This is a genomic window from Acinetobacter lwoffii (genome assembly GCF_024129355.1).
Lineage (GTDB): Bacteria > Pseudomonadota > Gammaproteobacteria > Pseudomonadales > Moraxellaceae > Acinetobacter > Acinetobacter lwoffii_I.
Genome location: NZ_JAMXXP010000017.1, coordinates 36,801 through 61,285, shown reverse-complemented (window position 1 = coordinate 61,285; position 24,485 = coordinate 36,801). Strand labels below are relative to the sequence as shown.

Annotated in this window: 23 protein-coding genes; 13 read left to right on the top strand and 10 right to left on the bottom strand. The window is 41.6% G+C overall.

Annotated features, from left to right (window positions below; genetic code table 11):
* Positions 1–123: 123 nt before the first annotated feature.
* On the bottom strand, positions 124–867 hold the full coding sequence (gene carO, locus NI468_RS09800; protein WP_253101603.1) for an ornithine uptake porin CarO: 744 nt from the start codon (positions 865–867) through the stop codon (positions 124–126).
* Positions 868–1,186: 319 nt separating this feature from the next.
* Between carO and dapD the strand changes: the two genes are divergently transcribed.
* From dapD to NI468_RS09775, 5 genes are all read left to right on the top strand, one after another.
* Entirely contained in the window at positions 1,187–2,008 is an 822-nt protein-coding gene (dapD, locus tag NI468_RS09795) for a 2,3,4,5-tetrahydropyridine-2,6-dicarboxylate N-succinyltransferase (protein WP_004645637.1), read from the top strand.
* A gap of 131 nt (positions 2,009–2,139) precedes the next feature.
* Positions 2,140–2,850, top strand: coding sequence for a 7-carboxy-7-deazaguanine synthase QueE (queE, locus tag NI468_RS09790; protein WP_253101594.1), 711 nt, complete (start codon positions 2,140–2,142; stop codon positions 2,848–2,850).
* A 34-nt stretch (positions 2,851–2,884) separates the two neighbouring features.
* Positions 2,885–3,553, top strand: a complete 669-nt coding sequence (gene queC / locus NI468_RS09785; protein ID WP_253101591.1) for a 7-cyano-7-deazaguanine synthase QueC — start codon at positions 2,885–2,887, stop codon at positions 3,551–3,553.
* A 16-nt stretch (positions 3,554–3,569) separates the two neighbouring features.
* A complete protein-coding gene (locus tag NI468_RS09780) occupies positions 3,570–3,983 on the top strand; it encodes a hypothetical protein (protein ID WP_253101588.1) in 414 nt (137 codons plus the stop codon).
* 81 nt (positions 3,984–4,064) lie between these two features.
* Positions 4,065–4,523, top strand: a complete 459-nt coding sequence (locus NI468_RS09775) for a peroxiredoxin (protein WP_253101585.1) — start codon at positions 4,065–4,067, stop codon at positions 4,521–4,523.
* Between the two features lie 87 nt (positions 4,524–4,610).
* Here NI468_RS09775 and NI468_RS09770 read toward each other — a convergent pair whose 3' ends face one another.
* The gene (locus NI468_RS09770; RefSeq protein WP_077068000.1) at positions 4,611–5,174 is read right to left on the bottom strand and encodes a YceI family protein; all 564 of its coding nucleotides are present in this window, start codon (positions 5,172–5,174) and stop codon (positions 4,611–4,613) included.
* A 408-nt stretch (positions 5,175–5,582) separates the two neighbouring features.
* Positions 5,583–6,188, bottom strand: coding sequence for a LysE/ArgO family amino acid transporter (locus NI468_RS09765; protein WP_004279088.1), 606 nt, complete (start codon positions 6,186–6,188; stop codon positions 5,583–5,585).
* A 105-nt stretch (positions 6,189–6,293) separates the two neighbouring features.
* Here NI468_RS09765 and NI468_RS09760 point away from each other — a divergent pair, with 105 nt between their 5' ends.
* Positions 6,294–7,199: a LysR family transcriptional regulator ArgP gene (locus NI468_RS09760; protein ID WP_253101582.1), complete on the top strand. Its 906-nt coding sequence runs from the start codon at positions 6,294–6,296 to the stop codon at positions 7,197–7,199.
* A 5-nt stretch (positions 7,200–7,204) separates the two neighbouring features.
* On the opposite strand, the gene NI468_RS09755 is transcribed toward NI468_RS09760, so the two are convergent.
* On the bottom strand, positions 7,205–7,774 hold the full coding sequence (locus NI468_RS09755) for a nicotinate-nicotinamide nucleotide adenylyltransferase (RefSeq protein ID WP_253101579.1): 570 nt from the start codon (positions 7,772–7,774) through the stop codon (positions 7,205–7,207).
* A 103-nt stretch (positions 7,775–7,877) separates the two neighbouring features.
* Here NI468_RS09755 and NI468_RS09750 point away from each other — a divergent pair, with 103 nt between their 5' ends.
* Both NI468_RS09750 and NI468_RS09745 read left to right on the top strand, forming a co-directional pair.
* Positions 7,878–8,678, top strand: a complete 801-nt coding sequence (locus NI468_RS09750; RefSeq protein ID WP_253101576.1) for an enoyl-CoA hydratase-related protein — start codon at positions 7,878–7,880, stop codon at positions 8,676–8,678.
* A gap of 71 nt (positions 8,679–8,749) precedes the next feature.
* On the top strand, positions 8,750–9,544 hold the full coding sequence (locus NI468_RS09745) for a nitroreductase family protein (RefSeq protein WP_253101573.1): 795 nt from the start codon (positions 8,750–8,752) through the stop codon (positions 9,542–9,544).
* 269 nt (positions 9,545–9,813) lie between these two features.
* Here NI468_RS09745 and NI468_RS09740 read toward each other — a convergent pair whose 3' ends face one another.
* From NI468_RS09740 to NI468_RS09730, 3 genes are all read right to left on the bottom strand, one after another.
* Complete coding sequence (locus NI468_RS09740; protein ID WP_004279093.1) at positions 9,814–10,374, bottom strand: carotenoid oxygenase family protein; 561 nt, start codon at positions 10,372–10,374, stop codon at positions 9,814–9,816.
* A 211-nt stretch (positions 10,375–10,585) separates the two neighbouring features.
* Entirely contained in the window at positions 10,586–10,903 is a 318-nt protein-coding gene (locus NI468_RS09735; protein ID WP_005265795.1) for a YqfO family protein, read from the bottom strand.
* A 17-nt stretch (positions 10,904–10,920) separates the two neighbouring features.
* Entirely contained in the window at positions 10,921–11,775 is an 855-nt protein-coding gene (locus NI468_RS09730; protein ID WP_253101600.1) for a LysR substrate-binding domain-containing protein, read from the bottom strand.
* A 197-nt stretch (positions 11,776–11,972) separates the two neighbouring features.
* Between NI468_RS09730 and NI468_RS09725 the strand changes: the two genes are divergently transcribed.
* Positions 11,973–13,715, top strand: a complete 1,743-nt coding sequence (locus NI468_RS09725; RefSeq protein WP_253101570.1) for an FAD-dependent oxidoreductase — start codon at positions 11,973–11,975, stop codon at positions 13,713–13,715.
* A 42-nt stretch (positions 13,716–13,757) separates the two neighbouring features.
* On the opposite strand, the gene NI468_RS16285 is transcribed toward NI468_RS09725, so the two are convergent.
* From NI468_RS16285 to purL, 3 genes are all read right to left on the bottom strand, one after another.
* Positions 13,758–13,883 (bottom strand): KGW motif small protein, encoded by a 126-nt coding sequence (locus NI468_RS16285; RefSeq protein ID WP_004645654.1) that lies wholly within the window; start codon positions 13,881–13,883, stop codon positions 13,758–13,760.
* A gap of 286 nt (positions 13,884–14,169) precedes the next feature.
* Entirely contained in the window at positions 14,170–14,913 is a 744-nt protein-coding gene (locus tag NI468_RS09715; protein ID WP_005097594.1) for an abortive infection family protein, read from the bottom strand.
* 120 nt (positions 14,914–15,033) lie between these two features.
* A complete protein-coding gene (gene purL, locus NI468_RS09710) occupies positions 15,034–18,867 on the bottom strand; it encodes a phosphoribosylformylglycinamidine synthase (RefSeq protein ID WP_253101567.1) in 3,834 nt (1,277 codons plus the stop codon).
* Positions 18,868–20,171: 1,304 nt separating this feature from the next.
* Between purL and NI468_RS09705 the strand changes: the two genes are divergently transcribed.
* The 4 genes from NI468_RS09705 (at position 20,172) to ruvA (ending at position 24,209) form a co-directional block, all read left to right on the top strand.
* Positions 20,172–21,809 (top strand): sodium:solute symporter family transporter, encoded by a 1,638-nt coding sequence (locus NI468_RS09705; protein ID WP_253101564.1) that lies wholly within the window; start codon positions 20,172–20,174, stop codon positions 21,807–21,809.
* Positions 21,810–21,820: 11 nt separating this feature from the next.
* Entirely contained in the window at positions 21,821–21,952 is a 132-nt protein-coding gene (locus NI468_RS09700) for a putative transporter small subunit (protein WP_005265804.1), read from the top strand.
* A 196-nt stretch (positions 21,953–22,148) separates the two neighbouring features.
* Entirely contained in the window at positions 22,149–23,489 is a 1,341-nt protein-coding gene (locus NI468_RS09695) for a deoxyguanosinetriphosphate triphosphohydrolase (RefSeq protein WP_004279103.1), read from the top strand.
* A 117-nt stretch (positions 23,490–23,606) separates the two neighbouring features.
* Positions 23,607–24,209 (top strand): Holliday junction branch migration protein RuvA, encoded by a 603-nt coding sequence (gene ruvA / locus NI468_RS09690; RefSeq protein WP_004731726.1) that lies wholly within the window; start codon positions 23,607–23,609, stop codon positions 24,207–24,209.
* The last annotated feature ends 276 nt before the right edge of the window (positions 24,210–24,485 follow it).

Here is a 24,485-nt window from a genome sequence, read left to right as displayed (position 1 = left end):
AAAGCTTTATTTTCACCCGATAAAATACCCATAAAACAAGAGGAAGCTCAAATGAGCTTCCTCTTGTGAAAAATTGTGGGACAGCAATGGGCCGAAGCCCATTTTTTTGTATTAAGTTAAATCTTAGAAGCGGAAGCTTACACCCAGTTTCGCTACTGGTAACCATTCGTATTTATTGTCGTTACGAATATCACGTTCTTCTTGAGCAAGAGCATCTTCTAAACTGTTACCTTCGCTTCCTGGGCCTACTGCTATTAAAGCTTCTGGATTAGCAGTTAAATTTGCAGTTGGATTTCCATTATAGTAGGCACCAATTTCACCAAATACTCCCCAACGATTAGTAATCGCGGGAGAAAAACCGATACCTACATAAGGAGCAATGTTGTTCTTGTAGGATAAATCACCACTAATACGAACATCGGCACCAGTTGGATTGCTAAAGCGTTCTCCACCTACTGTAAATGAAGCATTAGTACCTGGACGACGTTCTAGACCATAATCATTATCAATATAACCTACACCAGCCGCCATATAGAACCAGTTTGCCCAAGGACGGATTTCAGCATTTAGGTAAGTCAGGTTATTGTCCATATCTAGGTCATAATCAGAACCATTGATTGATAAATCATCAGACCAGGAAATATCACCGCCGTTATAACCTAAAGTTACACCTACATATGGGTTAGCACTCCAGGAAATTGCACCACCATAACCGGTAGTACCGACTTCAGCACGAACAGAAGCTGGTTTAAAGAAAGAGAATTCAGCAACGCCTTCATCTGTTACGATTGTTTCATCAGCAGCCATGACAGATCCAGCTGTGGCAGCTAGAACGGATACTGCTAAAAGTTGATATAAAGCTTTCATTATTTCTCTCCTCAAAAGAACTTATTTTGATCATTAGTTATTCGTGATAGGCTCAATATAAAGGACTTAAAAAATATTTTTTATTCGCATTTTGCTGATCTTTTGTTATTTTTTGATACAAATTAATTTTTCTTGTTCAGAACCAAGCGTTTTCTAACACTTCTCCTACATTTCAACATAATGAAAAAGTACACTTATCACTTTAATAATTTCACGCTTTCTACACTTTTGGTTATTTTTCATCTATTTTTAGTGCTTTCAACTATTTTTCCTGCAATATAGTGTAAAATCTAGAAAATTTTTTTCTGGAAGGAAGATCATGTCGCAGCTTTCAACAATCATTGAACAAGCGTTTGAAGACCGTGCGAATTTTACAGCTGCAGATTGCTCTGCTGAAATCCGTCAAGCAGTTGAGGAAGTAATTGCTGGTCTAGACAATGGTACTTTACGTGTTGCTGAAAAAATCGATGGTGAATGGGTTGTTCATCAATGGATTAAAAAAGCGGTATTGTTATCATTTAAATTAAACGACAACAAACCAATGGAAGCCTGTGATCTTCGTTTCTATGACAAAGTAGAGACTAAATTCTCAGGCTGGACTGAAGAACAATTCAAGGCTGCTGGCGTACGCGTCGTACCACCTGCTGTCGCACGTAAAGGTTCTTTCCAAGCCAAAGGCGTGATCTTGATGCCTTCTTATGTCAATATCGGTGCTTATGTAGATGAAGGCACGATGGTTGATACTTGGGCAACTGTAGGTTCATGTGCGCAAATCGGTAAAAATGTTCACTTGTCAGGTGGTGTAGGCATTGGTGGTGTGCTTGAGCCACTGCAAGCGAATCCAACCATTATTGAAGATAACTGCTTTATCGGTGCACGTTCTGAAATCGTGGAAGGCGTAATCGTTGAAGAAGGTTCTGTGATTTCAATGGGCGTATTCATTGGTCAATCAACCAAGATTTATGACCGTGCCACCGGCGAAATCCACTACGGTCGCGTACCAGCAGGTTCAGTCGTTGTTGCTGGTAGCCTCCCTTCTAAATGCGGTACTTATAGCTTGTATGCTGCCATTATCGTGAAAAAAGTTGATGCACAAACTCGTTCTAAAACAAGCCTGAACGATCTATTACGCGAAGACTAAAATGTCTTAACTTAGAGGATACATTCGTGTTCCTCGGAGCTTCAACCGCTCCTCGTCTCTACGATTAGTAATAATCGTAGGGATTTTTATTTTTATACCCGGTTATTTATTTCTCATTGGTTAGTTTTGTTATGAATACGCTTCGATCTTCCGCAATTCCTGTCTCTGATCCGTCTGCGGGTTTACGCATTACGGAGATTTTCTATTCATTGCAAGGTGAAGCCAATGCCGCAGGACTACCAACGGTATTTATCCGTTTAACCGGTTGTCCATTACGTTGTAGCTATTGTGATACCACCTATTCCTTTGAAGGCGGTGAGCGTCAGTCTCTGGACGATATTATCCAGACCACGCTAGATTTTAAAACCCCTTACGTCTGTGTGACCGGCGGTGAACCACTGGCGCAGCCCAATGCCCTGCCCCTGATGCAGCGACTTGCAGATTTAGGATGTGAAGTTTCACTTGAAACCAGTGGCGCTTTAGATGTGTCCAAAGTGGATCCGCGTGTTTCCAAAGTCCTCGATTTAAAAACACCAACTTCAGGTGAAGTTGCACGGAATTTGCTTTCTAATCTCGATCATTTAACTGCACATGATCAAATCAAGTTTGTGATATGCAATCGTGAAGATTATGAATGGTCAAAGCAGCAGTTAGAACTGTACCAACTTCAAGACAAAGTGAGTACAGTTTGGTTTTCGCCTGCATTTGCGGTCGAAAAAGGTGCAGTTCAGTTACCACCACTGGCACGTGATTTGGCTCAGTGGATTTTAGAAGACCATCTCCCTGTTCGTTTCCAGTTACAGCTACACAAGTTGTTATGGAATGATGAAACTGGTCGTTAATTTTTTGTAAAGTATTTTTTTGGAGAATCAGCTTATGCGCCCTCGTGCCATTGTCCTGTTATCTGGCGGATTAGACTCAACAACATGTCTGGCTTGGGCACAGGCACGCTATGAATGTATCGCACTCAGTTTTCGATATGGTCAGCGTTCAACGACCGAGCTGGATGCAGCAAAAGCTTTAACGCAACGTGCGGGTGTGGAACATAGAGTGATCAATATTGATCTGGGTAATCTGGGTGGCTCAGCCCTTACCGATCATAGTATTGAGGTGCCCGACCATGAACAGGCTGGCATTCCGATTACCTATGTTCCGGCACGTAATACCATCTTCCTGTCTTACGCTCTGGCCGCGGCAGAAGTATTCGAAGCTGAAGCGATTGTCATCGGAATTAATGCGGTTGATTACTCCGGTTATCCGGATTGCCGTCCGGAATTTATTGACGCATTTGCCACCATGGCGCGCCTTGCAACCAAGGTTGGCGTAGAGGGTCAGGCGCTCAAATTTGAAACACCTTTGTTACATTTATCCAAAGCAAATATCATTCGCTTAGGTATTGAACATGGCGTAGACTACAGTCAAACGGTGTCATGCTATCAAGCAGATGACCAAGGACGTGCCTGTGGCAAATGCGACAGTTGTCGTTTACGTAAACAGGGTTTTGCGGACGCAGGTGTTGAAGACCCGACACGTTATATACCGTAATAACAAGGTAGAGTTTATGAAGAATTTAAAATCAAGCATCGTGCTTTCAGCAATTGTTTCAGCTGCTGCTATGTCCGCAACTACGGCTCAAGCGGCTGATGACAAATTACAACAAGCTTATAAAAGCACCAATGTAAAATCTGCATTGATCAATGTTTGTAAAAATGAAACTGGCAAAAGTAAAAAATTGACGGCTGCTGAAGTCAGCAAATATTGTGGTTGTGCTATTGAAGCAGATGGAAAATTAACCAATGCACAAAAATGGGAAATTCAAAGCACCATTAACCAGAAGAAAAGCCCAGGCACTCTAGCTTTTGTACAGAAGCAGAATAAAGATCTTCAAGCATGCTTTGGTCCACAGTTAACAGGCAAACTGAAAACTTTGACTGAAGAAGCAATGAAATCAGCCCAAGCGGCACCAAAGAAATAAGATCTGATGATTCTTTGATAAAATAAGCCACTATAATGTGGCTTATTTTTTTGAAAAAATTTAAAGAAAACAGGAGTTTTTATGTCTGAAATTAGTTTGCTTAACCAGAATTTCCCTGCGACGACAGGCGAAATCAATTTAACCCAGTTAAATACAGAATGGCTGGTGATTTATTTTTATCCTAAAGATTCTACGCCGGGTTGTACGACTCAGGCAGTTGGCTTTTCCTGTTTAAAAGATCAGTTCGATGCTTTAAATACTACAATTCTTGGTGTGTCCCGTGATTCGGTAAAAGCGCATCAGAACTTTACTGAAAAGCAGAATCTGAGTATCAATCTGATCAGTGATAAAGAAGAAGTGTTGTGTCATCATTTTGATGTAATCAAAGAAAAGAATATGTATGGCAAACAAGTCATGGGCATTGAGCGTTCAACTTTTATTTTCCATAACGGTGAACTGGTTAAAGAGTACCGCAAAGTCAAAGCAGCAGGTCATGCAGAACAAGTTTTGGAAGATTTAAAAGCTTTGCAAGCTGCTTAATTGTATGCTTGTGTATGAATAGAAGCTCGAAACATTCGGGCTTTTTTTTACGATAACATTTGTATAATCAAGTATTTTATATTTCCCCTAGTTCATTTCACACTGTCCTGATAGATGAAGATTCACTTTATCTCCTACCCCGGCAATTCCTTTTTTCATACCAAAATCCCTACGGTTAATCACGGCAGATGCCTGAACATCAAGCAGGTTGGCATTTGACATACTAGGTTTAAAAGTGGTTTCGAAAATCACTGGCTTGGTCACACCACGCAGGGTTAAATGACCTAAAACATTGTATTTGCCATTGCCTAGATCTTTAAACTGGATACTTTTAAAAATTACAGTCTTATATTTTTCTACATAAAACAGGTCTTCGCCCAAAATCATATGTTTAAATAGCGGCTTACTAAAGCTTAAACTTTCTACATCCATGACCAGATGGGTTGAGGCATTTTGCGGTGCTTTAGCATCAAACTGCATCGTGGATTGAACCTGATTGAACTTGGCTTTAACCACAGTAAGACCCATCGACTTAATCTCAAAACCGACATCACTTTTGGGAGTTAAGGTCCATGATCTTGCAAAAGACTGACTAGTCAAAGCCAAACAGATCGCTAGGCTAAGGAGCCCAGTTTTTATTATTGTTTTCAATTTTAAATCCACCTTGTTTAATTTCTTATTGATCGGATTTAAGTACACGGCTTAATCTGAAACTAAATTTTCTTGTTTTTTGAACGAACAGGTTTTCGTTCTTTTTATACCAGTTTATTGAAGTTTTTGTAAAATCATTCATGACTAACGGACAAAATACTTGCGCTGGTTTTTCTCTTATAAGTGGCCCTGCTAGGTTAACAGGAGACTTGCGCCATCTTATAAAATTCTGATTTTATAAATTTTTTGTACAAACAGATCATTTATTTTAAGTTCAATTTATATTGAAATATCTATGTGCTTGCAGTACTGAAAAGAGTTGTTTTCTGCGCTGACCATTCTCGATACCTATCTAAAATGACACGTTTAGACAACTCTTAACCAATCTATCCACTTTCGTAACCTGAATCAAATACTGAGTATTAATGACACCGCGACGCCCCACATGGTACATGCAATAATAGCATCCAGTATTTTCCATGCTTTTGGATGTTGAAACCAAGGCGTCAGTATTTTTGCTCCATATCCCAAACTAAAGAAAAAAAACCAGGAAGCACAGACAGCACCTAAAGCAAACCACCATTTTCCTAAAGCGTATTGGGTTGAAATTGATCCAATCAATATGACTGTGTCTAAGTAAACATGCGGATTCAGCCAGGTAAAAGCCAGGCAGATCATCAGCACTTGTAGAAAATGCTCTGTTAGCTGACCACTTGGTGCCAAAACCTCTGTTGATTTAAATGCGCTGATCGCATGGTGTAAACCATAATAAAATAGGAATCCTGCGCCAATATATTTAGAAAATATAACAATATCCGGATAATGTTCAATGACGCGCGCAAAGCCCAGTACGCCAAGCAGAATTAAAATGGAATCAGACAAGGCACAAATCACACAGACCCAGAACACATGCTGCTGTTTTAAACCTTGTTTTAATACAAAAGCATTCTGTGCACCGATACTGACAATCAGGCTCATTCCCACTGCAAAACCACTCATCATATAACTGAACATCACATTCCCCTTTTTTTTGAATAAATGAATTATTCAACAAAATGGATGCGATTAATTAAAACTAAGTTAATATCAATTTAACTAAATTATTTTTAGATAACAGATATGCTGAATGCGAAACAATGTGATGCTTTTTACGCAGTTGCAAAAACGGGAAGTTTCGATCTGGCTGCCGAGCAGCTAAATATTACTGCCTCGGCAGTGACCCTTCGTGTTCAAAGTCTGGAAAAAAAATTGGGACAATTGCTTCTGGTGAGAGATCGGCCTTGCCGTGTGACTCAATCCGGACAAACCTTATTGCATTATTTACAGCATCAACGTTTGCTAGAACAGAATCTGATGCAGGATTTGGGTGGACAATTGCAACAGGAAGGTTTCTATTGTCTGAATATTGCCACCAATGCTGATTCGCTCGCGACCTGGCTATTACCAACCTTACAAGCCCAGCTGATCCAGCATAAAATTGTGTTGCATTTTCAAGTAGATGATCAATCTCAGACTCATCATCTGTTAGAAGCAGGTCTCGTCAATGCCTGTTTGAGTACTGAAGCCAAGGCAATGAAAGGTTGCCGGGCTGAGTTGATTGGACAGATGCAATACCGTCTCGTTGCTACGCCTGAATTTTCCCGAAACTGGTTTCATCAAGGCATACATCGGGATGCGCTACGCCTTGCCCCTGCCATTATTTTTAATGAAAAAGACCAACTCCATACCCAATTTATTCAGCACGAATTTGGCCTGAACCTTGCTCAATATCCTCACTTTTTTATTCCATCGACCCATGCATTTTTTGATGCGATTGTCATGGGTCTAGGCTATGGCTGGCTGCCGGACTATCAAACCAGGGATTTGCTAGAGTCAGGTCAACTGCTTGAGCTTTCAAGGGAATTACGCATTGAAGTCCCCCTATATTGGCATCACTGGAAAGAACAGTCTCCTGCCTTGGAGATTTTAAGTGAATGTCTAAGACAGCATGCTCAAACTATCATGAATCAACCCATAACGACCTAATACTTTTAAAGCAGATTGGTTTTATCATTCTGGGAAAATTTTTCACTGAGTTGCTGATAGGTCGTGGTTTTTTGGAAATTCTCTAGAAAATCAATTGTGCCTTGTGGAAATTTATCTCGTTGAATTTCGCCACGATAATAAGCTTCACGCATCGGCGTGGCGGATAAGGCATCTTCCAGGCTGTCAAGTTCGACCATTTCCCATTCTGGAAAAAACTTTAAATAATAAGAAGAATCATCTTTAAAGTGCCCAATCAGCCCAACTTTGGCATCCGGTTCAATAACCTGATTCACCAGCGATTTCACCAGTTTTTGCCATTTTTCATCATTATAAACATCTATGACTTCTACAAATTTGATCCGAGCTCGATCTTCAGGACTGAAATTTGACAGGATCATGGCTTCACGCTCCGAAGCCAAGAATGGATTCTTGATATTGCGTTCATTTTGCGCAGAACCAAGCGCTAAAATCACATGTTGACTGTGCTGCAGGGCAATATTAATAGTTTGCATGTGTGCCAGATGAAAAGGCTGAAAACGGCCAATGAAAACCAGATAATCAAATGTATAGTTCATAAGGGATCAGTTTTTTATGACTCATGAGTTGTGCTGCCCCAATAAATATGCGACATAATCATTCCCATAAAATCAAATTAAGTTTTAAAGCAAGGATAGTACGATGACACTGAGCTGTATTCAACAACCTCATGAGCATTTGAATGCGAATTTAGAACATGGTGTACTCACTTTAGCCATCAATCGCCCGGAAGCGAAAAATGCGTTATATAGTGAGCTTTATCTCTGGATTGCGAAAGCTTTAGATGAAGCAGATCAGGCACCTGAAGTTCGTGTAGTTGTATTGCGTGGTCAGGACACAGACTTTAGTGCGGGCAATGATATGCAGGATTTTATGAAATCTGCTGCGAAGAAAGGTCAGGCACCCGCTGCTGAAGGCCCGCCGTTTGTTTTACTCAAATCTGCTGCAAAATTTTCCAAGCCTTTGATTGCTGCGGTGCGTGGTGTTGCGATCGGCATTGGCGTGACGATCTTATTGCATTGTGATCTGGTCTATAGTGACAATACTGCCTTGTTCCAGATTCCATTTGTCAGTCTGGGTCTATCGCCTGAAGGCGCTTCAAGCAAGCTGTTGATTCAGCAAGCGGGTTATCATAAAGCAGCCGAATTATTGCTGACTGCGCAAAAATTCAATAGCGAAAAAGCACTCGACGCAGGTCTGGTAAATAGCATTGAAGAAGATGTTTACACCAAAGCAGCAGCACAAGCTACCCAATTCTCTGCCCTGCCATTGGCATCACTGGTGCAATCCAAAGCCTTGATGAAACACAATGTGAATGAAATTGTGGAATGGATTGACCATGAAGCAGAGATTTTCATGCAGCGTGTCGGCTCACCAGAAATGCTGGAAGCGGTTCAAGCCTTTATGCAAAAACGTAAACCTGATTTCACACAATTCAACTAATTTTCAAACTTATGAGTTCAATGAGGTGGTTTAAACTGCCTCAATCTTTTATTTTTCCAAGAATCTGAAGTATGCCAAATCAAAACTCCGAAACCTCTTCCCAAACAACAGATAGCTCAAATCCAGAAAAGAAACGTTATTACGAACCTGCACCCCAAGATATAGATGTCGATAATTTTCGTAAAGTAATTGAAAGCCGACGTTCAGTACGTAAATTTACCAAAAAGCCAATTCCTGTTGAAGTTCTAGATGCCTGTCTGGATCTGGCATTGTTGGCCCCGAATTCGTCGAACTTGCAGCCTTGGACTTTTTATGTGGTACAAAATTCAAGCAAGAAAAAACATCTGGTCAAAGCCTGTATGAGTCAACTGGCAGCCAAAACAGCTTCTGAGCTAATTGTCTGTATCGCACGTACCGACCGTATCGATGAAATGGCGAAACGTAATGTAAATGAATTTCCATTTCCAGAAGCACCGCCCGCGATTAAGAAATACTATAAATATATTCCCTACAACTATAAGACTGGTTATCTGAATGCTTTTGGTAACTTTAAGAAAGTGGCTTTCAAAGTTGCCCGTACATTGAACAAACAAATGCCAGTGTCTGCTTTCAGTCCGGCTGATGCAAAACTGTGGGCGACCAAAACGACGGCGCTCGCTTGTGAAAATCTGGTCTTAGCTTTACGTGCTTATGGTTTTGACAGCTGTATGATGGAAGGTTTTGATGAGCCGATGGTTCGTGAAATTCTGAAATTAAATGATGAACAGTATCCAGTCATGGTAATTGGTGCGGGTGAACGCGCTGAAGATGGAGTATTCTTCCCGCAGTACCGTTTTGATCGTGAACTATTTATTCAGAAGATTTAAGTACGTTTATTGAATGAATATCACGGCCTCGACTGTTTTCTTAAATTAACTGATATACGCGTAGGCATTTTCGTTACTTTGACAGGCCAAAGTAACCAAAGCCATTGCCAGACAGAAGGTTCGTCCTTGAACCTCTGTCTGGCAGGTGACATCCATGTCACCTCAATGTAAATTCACTACTATTTTGAAAAGAAATAATATTTGATACGCGGATGGCGAAAAGGAAGAAATCTATTTAGAGCAAATACAAGTCGATGCTAAATCATTTTTTAAGAATAGTTCGCTCTTAATTTCCGATAATCAATCCAGTTACAATGAAATCCGACCGGTACCCGAACTGGTAAATGAATCGTTGCAATGGGTCCTTCTGTAATATGCTGGGCATCCAGAATTACAACTTTCGAGGGGCTACAATCTAAAGCATGGATATAAGACATTAGCCAGCCATCATTTTCAGCCTGAGCATTTTCCCGTGCGACAAAGACTGCCTCACCAGTAACCCAGTTTTCTCCAAAGGAGTAACTTTCTGTGGTTCTGGTTCTTAAATTAAAACACATCACCGTATTGCTGCTGACATGGGAAGGATCGTCAAATTCACCAAAAGAAATACTATAGATATAACGATACTGTCGCCCAATAAATGCTTCATTAATCCGTGGAAATTCCTGCTTGATATTTGATAATACGGTTCGTGTCACTTTTCCCGTTCCTTGTTCAAAAATAAAGCGCTCTAGTCGTATATCCTGATCTTCGATCGGTCCCTGAATCGAGCGGATCAATGCTTTGGAGTGCACTGGAATAGGGAATACGACTATGCAGAATTTCTGCACTGTATTGAATGGATTTACTAAGCGTATTTTTGAGCATTCTGCTCAGCGGTTTTGGCCACTGCATTGTTATTTTCCTTATTGTATTTTTTATCTGGAGTGCTAGGGCAAATTTTATAATAACAAAAGCAGTTTGACTGTTTTTCAAATGTAGACTGACGGCGCGCTAAGATGAACACGCCTCAGTGAATATAATATGAGTAATACTTTGAGTTTAGACTTCGATATCCAACAGCTGGATAAACTCAAAAGCTGGCTCTTCATAAGGATGGCTTTCTTTTAAGGCTTTAGCGACCTCGACTGCCTTTTCATCTGGCACCAGAATTTCTACCCGCCATTCCTCTACCTGTTCCAGTTTACCGACTTCACCAATATGAGGATCTGCACCTTCTTGCGGCTTAAACTGTCCTGTTCCTAAAACCTGCCAGGCGCAGTTCGTATACTCACCAATACCACCCGCTCCTGCTGCAAAGACTGCATTTTTGGTGTCTTCCAGATTTTCGTCCGGTACGTAATAAATCAGCTTTAACATATATTCTTTCCTGAAATTCAGATATTTATTGTATTTTTAAGGGCTTGGGTAATTATCTTCAATGCAGGATTTTGGGAATTCTTGTTAAATGTTGCATACAAGCCTAGTTTTGGCAGTGCCTGATCCGTCTGGATGATTTTCACATGATCATTCAAAAATCTCAGTAAATACTCAGGAGCAAAACTAAAACCCATCCCCATATTGGTCAGATTGATGTGTTGCAAGACATTGGTCACCCACAACAGCTGTTCATGCTCAAGCTGATCAATGCAGAGTAGTCTATCCAGCTTTTTATAAAATACTGGTGAAGCATTCTGCTCACACATAATTATATTATGGTTTTTTAGTTCCTGTAATTTCAGGATTCGATCTGTAGAATGTAAGTGCTGAGCGGCTATCAGATAAATTTGCTCGGTTAATAAATGAATATTCTCAAAATCTGGATGGTCCAGATGAAAGCGGGTAATACATAAATCCAGTTCAGCATTTTTTAGCCGCTGAATCTGTTCCATACAGGTCAAGCTATGCAGATGGATTTTCAAGTCCGGCATGGTTTTTTTAAGCTGTGCCAGAATCTGCGGCATCACTTTGATTTCTGCAACATTCAGAAAGCCAATATGAATCTGGTTATTTTTCTGCTGTGCGACCTGACGTGCTGCTGCCACTGCCAACTTGGCATTTTCCAGTGCTTTTTCGGCATAGATCTGAAAAGCCCGCCCTTCATCGGTGAGTTTGACTTTTCTCGATGAACGATCAAACAGGACAATGCCTACTTCCTGTTCCAGATCCTTAATTTGCTGGCTTAATGACGGCTGCGCAGTAAACAGCTTTTCGGCGGCCTTGGTAAAACTTTGTTGCTGCGCCACGGTGATAAAATAGCGTAAATGTCAAAGTTCCATAGCCTGCCCGGTTTCTGATCAGGTCAGCATCTTAAAATTATGACCCACGTATTGCAAATAAGAATAGGTCGATAGTTTATATGAATATCGCTATATCAATAGATTCTGTTTTACTAGACTGCCTGACCATATAGATAGCTTGTTCTTCACCTATACACATGGAGTCTTGTATGACACAACACTATGACACTGATGTTCTGATCATTGGTACCGGTCCTGCAGGTTCAACATTAGGCTTGGCTTTGGCGAATTATGGTATCAAGGTACAACTGTTTACCCAGTTTAGCTGGCTGGCCAATAGTCCACGTGCCCATATTACCAATCAGCGTGCCATGGAAGTATTACGTGATTTAGGTATTGAAGAACAGGTTAAAGAGATTGCAACACCATGGGAACAGATGGGTGAAAGCCTGATTACCACCAGTCTGGTCGGCGAAGAAATCGCCCGTTTAAGTGCATGGGGTACCGGTGATGAACGTCATGGTGACTATATCCAAGGCAGTCCATGTCCATTAGTCGATCTGATTCAGCCAAAAATGGAAGCTTTACTGGTGAAAAATGCCGGTGAACGTGGTGCAATTTATAACTTCAATACTGAATACCTGTCACATGTGCAGGACGAAGATGGCGTGACTGCTACTTTCCTGAACCGCATTACCAATACTGAATTTAGCTTAAGAGCAAAATATCTGGTGGGTATGGATGGTGCTAAATCTCGTGTATTGGAACAGCTCGGCTTGCCACTGGAAGGCGTGATGGCACGTGCCGGTACCGTCTATGTGACCTTTAAAGCTGATCTTTCTCAATACGTTCAGCACCGTCCTGCGATTCTGCAATGGATCGTGAATCCTGAAGCCAGCTTTGGCGATCTCGGTATGGGATTGTTACGTGCCATTACGCCATGGAATGAATGGATCATGGGTTGGGGCTTTGACATTTCCAAAGGCGAACCACAAGTTACTGAAGAACAGGTTCGAGCACGTCTCAATACATTTGTTGGTGCTGAAGTAGAAGATGTCGAAATTCAAAAACTGTCTTACTGGTATGTGAACCAGACCTGGGCAACTGAGTATTCCAAAGGTCGCGTGTTCTGTGGTGGTGATGCGGTGCACCGTCATCCACCATCGAGTGGCCTAGGTTCAAATACCTGCATGCAGGATGCCTTTAACCTGGGCTGGAAACTGGCATATGCCGTTAAAGGCTGGGCTGCGCCTTCCCTGCTGGATTCATATACGGCTGAGCGTGCACCGGTCGGCAAGCAGATTGTGGCGCGTGCGAATCAATCACGTTTAGATTATAAATACCTAAAAGAAGTCTTTGGTTTTGACAATGGTGTGACGACTCAGAAGCAAATGCTGGAACGTATTTTTTCAGAAGATGAGCAAGGTGCTGAAATCCGCAAAAAACTGTTTGAAGCTTTGGAAATTAAAAACTTCGAATTTAATGCACAAGGTGTAGAACTGAATCAGCGTTACAACTCAAATGCATTAATTGGGGAGTCTGAGCCGGAAGTTTTTGAAAAAGATGAGCAGCTTTATTTACAGGCAACGACTCGCCCAGGCGCTAAAGTTCCGCATACCTGGCTGATCAATGCCAAAGGTCAAAAGCAGTCGACTTTAGATATTACCGGTAAAGGTCGTTTTACCCTGCTCACAGGTTTATCCGGTAAAGGCTGGAAACAGGCGGCAGAAGCATTGGATTTGCCATATCTGGATGTGACTCAGATTGGTTCACGTGACTATCGTGATGTGTATGGAACCTGGAATGCCAAGTCTGAAATTCATGAATCTGGTGCAGTACTGGTTCGTCCGGATGGTTATGTGGCTTGGCGTTATCAGGACAGTACCAATAAAGCTTTTGATTATGAAAATACGTTAAAGGCGGTATTGAAGCAGGTTCAATTGGTTATTTAAATTATAAAGCCACCTTAATGGTGGCTTTCTTAAAGCTGATGATCAAGAACCCTGCAGCAAGTAACTGCCCACAACGAACAATATTTGTAGTCCTACAACAATACAAAACAACATCCAGCCTTTCTGACGCATTGCCGCCTTATCCATTATTCTAAGTGTTTTAGCCATGTCATCACCTCATCTTTGAGAATTGATACTGAACCGATCTATTCCATCTTTCTTTTATAGTGCAATAAAGTTGTGCATAAAACATACCATAGCACTTTATATACAATATAAAAGCAAAATCTAAACCAACTCAGCAGGAAGAAAAAAAATTAAAAAATCAGAATGCTTAAAAAGCAAAAATCCACCAAATTGGTGGTTGAATAATCCTATGTTAGTGAATTTATTTTAATTTTTCCATACAGTAAAATTAAGATACTATTTAAAAACAATATTTATAATAAAAAATTCATTCACCTTGTTTTAATTTCCAAGATGAGAATAAAAACACGGACATTGTACCAGCCAAATTCACTGCTAATTCTGCATGTCTTGGAGAAGGTTTAAAGTTTATTTTACCTTGCCCATGAGCATCACCCACTTTATTTCTCAATGATCCTAAACCTTCAATGATGGAACTACATCCTCCGAGAATTTGTTTGAAAGTCTGCTCCGTATGTTGAGATGGAGCAAGGTTTAATTCTTTACTCACCAATCTATACAGTTGATTTATATCTGGAGCATTGCCATAACCGACTTCGTATTCATCAAGAATATATTTGCAGGTCGATTCTAAAAGTGTTCGAGCTAATGTAATCGCACCTTCGGGATCTGTACTTCTTCGCTCTAATGCTTTCTGCCATATTTGATGTATATAATCCGAGCTTAATTCAGCAATCTTCAACTGTACTACCTGATCCAATGGAGGAACATCTAGACTTTCTAGTACATTAAAGAATTCTTTAAATTCTGAATAAATATAATTTTCACGTTCAGCGTAAGATTCAAAATCCCACTTAATCCTAGCTTCAAATTCATCTAATGTGCGTGTGTCTTTAATAAAAAATGGAATATATTCATAAAAGTTTTTAAATGTCAGTAACTCTTGTCTAAGCTGCATAAATGCCTCTGAAGAACCTTTTTCATAAGTATCAGTAGCTCTAGCTATTAGCAATTCTTGTAAAAGTAAAACTTTTTCAATTAAATCGGACATTTGAGGACTCTTTATTCATTTTTTAATCTTTTTCAATTCTATATCTAATCACCTATAAATCTATAATTTGCTTATTAAAAAAGCCCCTTTCGGGGCTTTTTTAATTCTTGATTATATCAATTAGCCAATAAATTTACGTGCATTACGGAACATACGTAACCAAGCACCGTCTTGATCCCAGTCTTCTGGTTTCCAGGAATGCTGGAGCGCGCGGAAGTTACGTTCAGGGTGCGGCATCATAATCGTTGCACGGCCATCCTGAGAGGTTACACCGGTAATACCTTCCGGTGAACCATTCGGGTTCAACGGATATTGTTCAGTTGCATTGCCATGGCTGTCGACATAACGTAGAACCACCTGATTCGATGCATTCAGTGCAGCAAAGTTTTCCGCCGTTGCAACTGCACGACCTTCACCATGCGCCACAGCGATCGGCAGAATCGAACCTTGCATGTCTTGTAACAATACTGAATTCGATTTTTCCACACGAACGTTCACTGCACGCGCTTCAAATACTTCAGACGTATTGCGATGGAAACGTGGCCAAGCATCCGCACCCGGAATTAATGGAGCCAATTGCGACAACATTTGACAGCCGTTACAGATACCCAGCGAGAAGGTTTCTTGACGATTAAAGAATTTCTCAAACTGGTCACGCAATTTAGCATTGAACAATACTGATTTCGCCCAGCCGCCACCAGCACCCATCACGTCACCATACGAGAAGCCACCACACGTTACCAAGCCTTCAAAATCATCCAGGCTGATACGACCTGCCAGCAAGTCACTCATATGTACGTCAACGGTATTGAAGCCGACTTTATCGAAAGCTGCGGCCATTTCGATATGACCATTGACCCCCTGCTCACGCAGAATCGCCATATTTGGACGACGCAAGTTAATAAACGGAGCTTCAATCGCTTCATTCAAGTCGAATGTTGGTTGGGCGATAATACCTTTGTGTGCTTTATCGGTAATTAAGGCAAATTCCTGATCTGCAGTTTGTACGTTGTCACGTAGGCGCTGGATTTGATGAGAAACTTCAGTCCATGCCACTTGCAGATCAGCACGTTCAAGTACCAAACCATTTACAGATAACTGATCAGAATTATTTACAGTACCCACCACTGCAATTGCATCTTTAAGCGTAGATGCTGCAACTTCAGCTTGTAGTGCTTCCCAATCTGCTTTCGAGATTTGCAGCACTGCACCAATTTCTTCAGCGAATAAGCTTGCAGTTGATTGATCTTCTAAAGCCACACCTAGACGTGATGCGAACATCATTTCTGCAACAGTCGCCAATAAACCACCATCACCGATGTCATGATACGCCTTGATCAGACCACGGTTGTTCCAGTCTTGAACCAATGCAAAGAATGCTTTAAAGTCATCAAAGCTATCAATATCCGGCGTCACAGAACCGATTGCTTTATACACCTGCGCCAGGATCGAACCACCTAGACGGAACTGACCTTTAGACAGATCAATACGAACCAATATAGATTCAATATCTTTCAGTTCAGGAGTCAATGTTTGACGCACATCAGTCACTGGCGCAAATGCAGTGATCACGCCCGACATTGGAGAAGTCACAGACTTGTCTTCACCTTCATCATTCCAGGTGGTACGCATAGACAATGAGTCTTTACCGACTGGAATCGCGATACCCAGTGCAGGACACATTTCCATACCGATGGCTTTCACGCCTTCGAACAATGCCTGATCTTCGCCCGGTTGACCCGCAGCAGCCATCCAGTTTGCAGACAATTTGATGTCGCTGATTTTTTCAATCTTCGCAGACATGATGTTCGAGATCGATTCAGCCACCGATAAACGTGCAGAAGCAGCAGGATTCAACAAGGCTACTGGAGGACGTTCACCCATTGCCATCGCTTCACCGGTGTAACCGACAAGGCTTGTTGTAGTCACAGCAGCATCCGCGACAGGAACCTGCCAGCGACCTACCATCTGATCACGTGCGACCATACCGGTAATTGAACGGTCACCAATACTGATCAGGAATGATTTAGAAGCAACAGTCGGGTTTTTAAGAACGCGATAAATCGCATCTTTTAAATCGGTGACTTTAGCCGCATCAAAGTCATCGCCTTTGCGTTCAATCGTTTCATAGGTACGGCTCATACGTGGCGTACCACCAAGCATCACCTGCATTGGCATATCCACCGGTTTGTTGCCGAACAATGGATCTTCAACGGTTAAATGACGTGCTTCAGTCGCCTCACCCAGTACTGCGAACGGACAACGTTCACGTGCACAGATTGACTCAAATAATTCTAAAGAAGATGGACGAATCGCCAATACATAACGCTCTTGCGCTTCATTTGACCAGATCTCCATTGGAGACATGCCAGGTTCTAAAGATGGAATCTTACGAAGATCTAGCACTGCACCTAACTCATGATCATTCACCAGTTCAGGCATAGCATTTGATACACCACCCGCGCCTACATCATGCACCGACACAATTGGGTTATGGTCTTCCATGCGCCAGCAAGTATCGATCACTTCTTGACAACGGCGTTCCATTTCCGGGTTTTCACGTTGTACCGAAGCAAAATCTAGGTTTTCGCCCAATTTACCGCTATCTACAGAAGATGCAGCACCCCCGCCAAGACCGATCAGCATGGCTGGACCACCGAGCACGATCAATAAGTCACCCGGTAAGATCGGATCTTTTTCAACGTGATCTGGACGGATATTTCCGTAACCACCAGCGATCATGATTGGCTTATGGAAACCTTTAACATCGCCATTGACGTTTTGTTCAAAAGTACGGAAGTAACCATTTAAAGCTGGACGACCAAATTCGTTGTTAAACGCAGCACCACCAAGCGGGCCTTCAATCATGATTTGTAACGGCGATGCCATACGCGATGGTTTGCCGTAGTTTTCTTCCCAAGGCTGTTCAAAGCCCGGAATATTCAGGTTAGATACCGTGAAGCCGGTTAAACCTGCTTTAGGCTTACCACCACGACCGGTCGCACCTTCGTCACGGATTTCACCGCCTGAACCTGTCGCTGCACCGGCAAATGGTGCAATTGCTGTTGGGTGGTTGTGGGTTTCCACTTTCATCAGGATGTGAGCAGCTTGGCTCTTGTATTTATAAACCTGATGGCCGTTGTCTTCTTGGGTTGGATAAAAACGCTGGGTATCCGAACCAACAATCACTGAAGCGTTGTCTTTATAAGCCGACAATACATCTGTCGGTGATTCTTTATAGGTGTTCTTGATCATCTGGAACAACGACAATGGCTGAACTTCACCATCAATCGTCCATTCCGAACCAAAAATTTTATGACGGCAATGCTCAGAGTTGGCTTGCGCAAACATCATCAGTTCGATGTCATTCGGATTACGACCTAGCTTGATGAAAGCCTCAGTCAGGTAATCAATTTCGTCCATTGATAATGCAAAACCAAATTCATTATTGGCTTTTACCAGTGCTTCTTTACCTTCACCCAGAATATCAATCGAGTTCAGTGGTTTTGGCGCAGTTTCTACAAATAATACCGCAGCATCTTCAATCGCATTGAATACGCTTTCGGTCATACGGTCGTGAAGTACTTGCAATGCTTCTTTAGAGAGCTCTTTTACGCCCTTCAAAGTAAACAAAACGCCGCGTTCAAGTCGATGAACCGGCGTATTACAGTTTTTGAAAATGTCCGTCGCTTTAGAGGACCAAGGAGAGATGGTTCCGACGCGCGGTGTGACTAAAATCTGGATTTCATCACTTGCAGCCTGGTGCAATTCAAAAGATTGACCATCGTTGAGAAGCTGTAAAGCTGATTGCTGTTGTTGCTCGCTGAGCGCTTGGTCAAAGAGGTAGACCCATTGACTTTCAATTGATTGAACAGAACTAATTGACGTCAAACGCGATAATAGTTGAGTTTTCTTAAAAGAAGAATGTGCGGGTGCACCGGCAACGATAAACATGCTGATTTTGGCTCCACGGGATGGTCTGAACAACCATGCCACAATGTGACTTGAGAGAGCGCATATTCTACTGTGAAATAAGGAAATCGGCTAGATGCCAAATCAGAAAACTACGTCTGAAATATCCTGGGCTTTTAAAATATTTCGTTTATTTTCAGTCAGGAAAATTGAATGTAGTCGCACAGGTTAACACATTTTTTTCAAGAAAAATCAAAACCGGTTCAGAATAATTTTCTGCATAAAAATTGTATTATTTTTCAACAGCAATCAGTGCAAAATCAAATTCAGGTTTTATTGTCATGACCTGTCAAAGTTCCGATTTAGGCCAAAATGAAATACTTGATTACAAGATTTCATGAAGTCGTATTTTTTGCAGACTGTTTTTAATTATTTTGATTGACTCTTAACTTTGACTTTTAAGATTAGAAAACTGGTTAAAGGTCTTCTGCCTTTATGAAATACAAAGAGCAATTCTCCGCTCGTCTCCGCCATTACAGCATCCGACAAAAATTACTCCGCCATATAAATGAGTAATTAATAATGAGTGGTATTTTAATTTGACATCATCTGCGGGGAAAAAACCGGACACCTACTCTCATCTTCTAAAAGAATAAAAATAAAATCCCTTATTTGATCCCTTTATTCTTTCATATTTGATATTTATTTTCTCAGATCATAATTAAGCGAAATTTACTCATCTAAAAGACCAAAAATGATATAGACAAAATTATCCTATCATAGCCAATATTTTGAAATTTCATCACTTATTCATTAGTTCTATTATGCGTAAAAAGCAGAATATAAATAGCAAAACACCATTCGTATTTATGAGAATAACCCACAAGGAATTATGAGGCCTATATAAAAAAATAATGAAGAAATGATTAATAATAAAATTTTGTTACCTTTTTATTTAATCCATATTCTCAAGTTTTATTTAACTCGAAAAATTTAAAATAAATATTTGTAATTGCTGAAAAAATATCTAAAATTTTATTTTTTATTCAACTAATAGAGGAACAGATTTACACGTCTATATCAGCTTAGAATCTTACCAAATAGACACTTCATCAGTAAATTTGATGATTTTATGTTAAGCTCTAGCCGAATTGCTGAGGAAATGTCCAAATTCTGGGCCTGGCAATGGTTTTTCCTTTCTGCTGTAGAGATGAATATAAATTCTATATTCGGACACTAATTTTTTGATGTTCTATAGCTTCACTGCTCTGTCTATTTTAGAGCCTTAATCTGTCACCAATGATTTAATTTTCAAAAACAAAAGGTGACCCGCTTAAGGAGTATGTATGTTTCAATTCACTAGTACAGCAACTGTACTATTGATGGTGCTTTTCTATGGCATCACCTTTTTACTATCGTTACGTATTAAACAGAAAAATGAAAATGTCGATGGCTACATGGTCTCAAATGGCTCCATCGGATTTGGAATGTCTGCGGCCAGTATGACCGCCACCTGGATCTGGGCCGCATCGTTTTATGCAGCAGCTTCATCCGGATATACATACGGCGTTTCCGGTGCCCTCCACTATGGTTTGTGGGGTGCGCTGATGATTTTATTTATCTATCCCTTTGGTAAGCGCTTTCGTGAACTGGCGCCTAATGCACACACTTTGGCAGAAATCATGCATGCCCGGCATGGCAATCAAAGCCAGATGATTCTGGCGGGTTCCAATATTGTGGGTAGCGTGATCAGTCTGATGGTGAACTTTACCGCTGCCGGGGCACTGGTTGAAATTTTATCTCCTTTAAGCTTTATCCATGGTGTGCTGATTACCGGTATCGGTGTACTGTCCTATACCCTCTGGTCGGGCTTCCGCTCCTCAGTCTTTACCGATTTTGGTCAGCTGGTGGCGATGATTGTCGCGGCTGTGATCATTATTCCAACCTTATTCTTTACCTTAGGTGGGCCATCCCTGTTTCAAAGCGGGATTCATAACCTACAACCGGAACAGCTGGATTTTTTCTCTAAAACGGCCTTTCTGGAACAAGGCGCACCGTTTTTTGTTGCCGTATTGGCCTACTCGATTGGTAATCAGACCATTGCCCAGCGCCTGTTTGCAGTCCGTGAAGATCTGATTAAGCCAAGCTTTATTACTGCAACGATTGGTTATGCTGCAATTGTTATTGGTCTAGGCATGCTTGGATTATTGGCGTTATTTGCAGGTATTCAGCCCATTGATGGCAACCTGAATAACCTGATTCCGCAAATGGCAGCGACTTATCTTTCTCCATTTATGGTCGCGCTTTTATTCATCATGGTGATTGGAGCCCTGTCTTCTACCGCTGACTCGGATCTGTCTGCCCTGTCTGCGATTGTCATGACGGACATTTATGGCAAACAGATTGCGAAAAACAGCCCTGATCCAAAGAAAATGCTATTCATTGGCCGTATGACCATGATCGTTGCCACCATGCTTGGAATTGTGATTGCCACCTTAAAGTTTGACATTTTGTCGATGCTGATTTTTGTGGGTGCGCTTTGGGGCTCTATTGTATTCCCGGTAATTGTTAGTCTGTATTGGGACAAGGTGAATGCCCGGGCCTTTAACTGGTCAGTGGGCCTCGCATTTTTCAGCTTTCTGATAGTACGTTTTGAATGGCTTCCGATTCAGGGATTGATCGCACTTGGCTTTGAACTCGTTGCGACCCTGGGGATTGGTGTGGTGCTGGGTCTGATGACCTTTGGTTTCTTTGGCAAGAAAGTGGGTCTGGTCGTTGGCATATTGGCCAGTATTGGCTTCATGCCATGGACCATCGGCTTCTTGCGCGAATATGGCACTTTATTAAGCTCACTAACAGCGTATGGCAGTAGTGCACTGGTATGTACTGTATTGACGCTGGTCTACAGTAAAGAACGATTTGATTTTAAACAAATCAATAAGATGGTGATTGAATTTCACCAGCTATCTGAGAAAAGTAAATAAGGAGATTTCAGATGACAAGTCAATTATTGACCCTATATGTACTTTTTTGGCCATTGGTGGCAAGCCTGGTCTTGTTCACGATTTGCCTGAATGTCTATAAAGACATACAACAAGCCAAAAAAAATGGCGAAGAGCTAATCTGATTCTTCGCCTTAAACAAAAAGCAGGCCATTGAGTCTGCTTTTTTATTGTTCATTTGATGATTTCGATTTTTAATTCTTAGTTTTTTCCAGCGGAATGAAATAACCATATGCAGCATGACAATTCATGTCGCACTGCCCTAGTGCAGGAGCTAGTTTTTTGGCATGATGCAAATAGTGGATCACTGAATAATGATAAATGACTCAAATGCGTTGGTTAGAACTGCTTTCGACAGTTCGGATTGGTAGTAAAAAGCAGAGCACTGAACTGGCACGAAGCCCGTTTCATAAAGATTATGACCGTATTATTTTTTCGCAAAGCTTCCGGCAGTTAAACCGCAAAACCCAAGTCCATCCATTGACCCAGCATGATGGCATTCATACCCGTTTAACCCACTCACTGGAAGTCTCCTGTATTGGCCGTTCACTCGGTATGTTGGCTGCAGAGAAAATTAAAGATAATTTACCTGCCTGGATTTCTCCGGCTGATGTCGGTGCCATCATTCAGGCCGCCTGTCTGGCACATGATATTGGTAACCCGCCTTTTGGTCATGCCGGTGAATACGCCATTCGGGAATGGTTTGACGATGCATCACATACCGACTTTTTAAAAGATTTGAGTCCTGAACAGGAAGCCGATGTACGCCAGTTTGAAGGCAATGCCCAAGGCCTGCGCCTGCTGACCAAGATCGATTACCATCCCTATGATGGCGGCATGCGCCTGACTTATGCCACACTTGGTGCCTATCTTAAATACCCATGGCTCTCTGAGGCCATTGACCCGACTGGTAACACCCCGGCCAGTCGACGTCCAAAATTTGGTTGTTACCAGTCTGAAAAAGAGATTTTGCAGGAAATTGCTGAACAGTTGGGTTTGATTCAGCTCGGTGAATATCATTATTGTCGTCATCCGCTGACCTATCTTTTAGAAGCTGCGGATGATATCTGCTATGCCCTGATTGATCTGGAAGATGGTATCAGCCTGAATATGCTCAGCTACGCGGAAGTTGAACCAGTCTTTCTGAACTTGCTGGGTGAATATGGCACGCCTGAAGAAATCAATATGCCTTATACCACCTGGCAACAAAAAATTGCCGCGCTGCGTGGGCGGGTCATGAAACGTCTGGTAGATGAAGTCACCACGGCCTTTGCCCGACATCAGCAGGAAATTTTGATGGGCCAATTGCAAGGCTCATTGCTGGGTTATTGTAGTGCCGACATTGAAATTGGCATTAACCGGGCCAAAGAACTGGCGCGAGACAAGATCTTCGAACATCCGCAAAAAGCCGGTCTGGAAATTATTGCGCATCAAAGTCTGCAAACGATTCTGGATGCCTTTATTCCACTGACCACACCGCACAAAACCTTAAGCTTTAAAGAACAGCGTTTAATGGCCATTTTAAAACGTTCGGGTGCGCAGTTTAGTGCTGATCATTATGACAACATTATGCAGGTGCTGGATATTGTCTCCAAGTTTTCTGATCATCAGGCCTATAATCTGGCGCAGGAACTGCATGGCAATAAAGCCGGGTTACTCTAATGCGAACGAACGCCTGATGATAATCTCAGCAAAATCACTGGATTTGAATGATAGAGTTTTGCCTTTATCGAAAATGCTGACTACTATGCCTGTATTAAATTTGAGTATGTATAAAAAATGATTGGATGCCTGATTGGGGAAGTGCTGGCGCTGGAAGCACCGACTGTTTTATTAAATGTGAACGGCGTAGGTTATGAGATTGATACCCCTTTAACCACTTTCTGCCAGTTGCAAAAAGGTCAGAAAATTACTCTGTGGACCCATCTGGCTGTTCGTGAAGATGCCCAGTTACTTTATGGCTTTATCAATGCGCAGGAAAAAACCATTTTCCGTACCTTATTAAAGGTGAACGGCGTTGGTCCGAAAATGGCGCTTGGTATTCTTTCCACTTTAAGTGTGGAAATGCTGATCCACACCGTTGAACATGAAGATATCAACACTCTGGTCAAAGTTCCGGGGGTGGGTAAAAAGACTGCTGAACGCCTGATGATTGAATTACGTGACCGCTTTAAAGCCATGGCTTCAGGTGCTGCCCCAAGTAATTCAACTGCACCACAAATTCAGTTTATGGGCAATTCAGCCGTGGCTGAAGCGGAAGCTGCATTACAGTCCTTGGGCTATAAACCTGCTGAAGCACAAAAACTGGTGAATGCTGCCAAAGGTGAATTTACTGAAGCCAGTGATATCATTCGCGCGGCATTAAAGTCGATGAACAAATAGAGATGATATCCAAGTTACAGGATAAAATCTGATACGCGTAAAAGTCATTCGCAACTGTTTGAGGCAGGAGACATTTATAGTTAAATGTTTCTGCGATATATTCGATAAGAATCAATATTCGACGAGTTTTGCGAATGACGGTGGTTTTGCTTACTTTTGCCGAAACAAAAGTAAGGCGAACCGCAGGTTAATACTCAGATATAAATCTGATTGGAAAGACTCCGCAAAAATTCAATTCCTCGCCTAGGCGAAAATCTTAGGATTCAGATCCATATT

Coding starts and splice junctions, on each gene's coding strand:
- NI468_RS09765 (WP_004279088.1), bottom strand. CDS start 6,188: ATGTTCAGTTATATGATGAGTGGTTTTGCAGTGGGAATGAGCCTGATT.
- NI468_RS09775 (WP_253101585.1), top strand. CDS start 4,065: ATGTCTGAAATTAGTTTGCTTAACCAGAATTTCCCTGCGACGACAGGC.
- NI468_RS09705 (WP_253101564.1), top strand. CDS start 20,172: ATGTTTCAATTCACTAGTACAGCAACTGTACTATTGATGGTGCTTTTC.
- NI468_RS09700 (WP_005265804.1), top strand. CDS start 21,821: ATGACAAGTCAATTATTGACCCTATATGTACTTTTTTGGCCATTGGTG.
- NI468_RS09780 (WP_253101588.1), top strand. CDS start 3,570: ATGAAGAATTTAAAATCAAGCATCGTGCTTTCAGCAATTGTTTCAGCT.
- NI468_RS09760 (WP_253101582.1), top strand. CDS start 6,294: ATGCTGAATGCGAAACAATGTGATGCTTTTTACGCAGTTGCAAAAACG.
- NI468_RS16285 (WP_004645654.1), bottom strand. CDS start 13,883: ATGGCTAAAACACTTAGAATAATGGATAAGGCGGCAATGCGTCAGAAA.
- queC (WP_253101591.1), top strand. CDS start 2,885: ATGCGCCCTCGTGCCATTGTCCTGTTATCTGGCGGATTAGACTCAACA.
- NI468_RS09715 (WP_005097594.1), bottom strand. CDS start 14,913: ATGTCCGATTTAATTGAAAAAGTTTTACTTTTACAAGAATTGCTAATA.
- queE (WP_253101594.1), top strand. CDS start 2,140: ATGAATACGCTTCGATCTTCCGCAATTCCTGTCTCTGATCCGTCTGCG.
- purL (WP_253101567.1), bottom strand. CDS start 18,867: ATGTTTATCGTTGCCGGTGCACCCGCACATTCTTCTTTTAAGAAAACT.
- NI468_RS09750 (WP_253101576.1), top strand. CDS start 7,878: ATGACACTGAGCTGTATTCAACAACCTCATGAGCATTTGAATGCGAAT.
- ruvA (WP_004731726.1), top strand. CDS start 23,607: ATGATTGGATGCCTGATTGGGGAAGTGCTGGCGCTGGAAGCACCGACT.
- NI468_RS09735 (WP_005265795.1), bottom strand. CDS start 10,903: ATGTTAAAGCTGATTTATTACGTACCGGACGAAAATCTGGAAGACACC.
- NI468_RS09745 (WP_253101573.1), top strand. CDS start 8,750: ATGCCAAATCAAAACTCCGAAACCTCTTCCCAAACAACAGATAGCTCA.
- NI468_RS09695 (WP_004279103.1), top strand. CDS start 22,149: ATGACTCAAATGCGTTGGTTAGAACTGCTTTCGACAGTTCGGATTGGT.
- dapD (WP_004645637.1), top strand. CDS start 1,187: ATGTCGCAGCTTTCAACAATCATTGAACAAGCGTTTGAAGACCGTGCG.
- carO (WP_253101603.1), bottom strand. CDS start 867: ATGAAAGCTTTATATCAACTTTTAGCAGTATCCGTTCTAGCTGCCACA.
- NI468_RS09755 (WP_253101579.1), bottom strand. CDS start 7,774: ATGAACTATACATTTGATTATCTGGTTTTCATTGGCCGTTTTCAGCCT.
- NI468_RS09725 (WP_253101570.1), top strand. CDS start 11,973: ATGACACAACACTATGACACTGATGTTCTGATCATTGGTACCGGTCCT.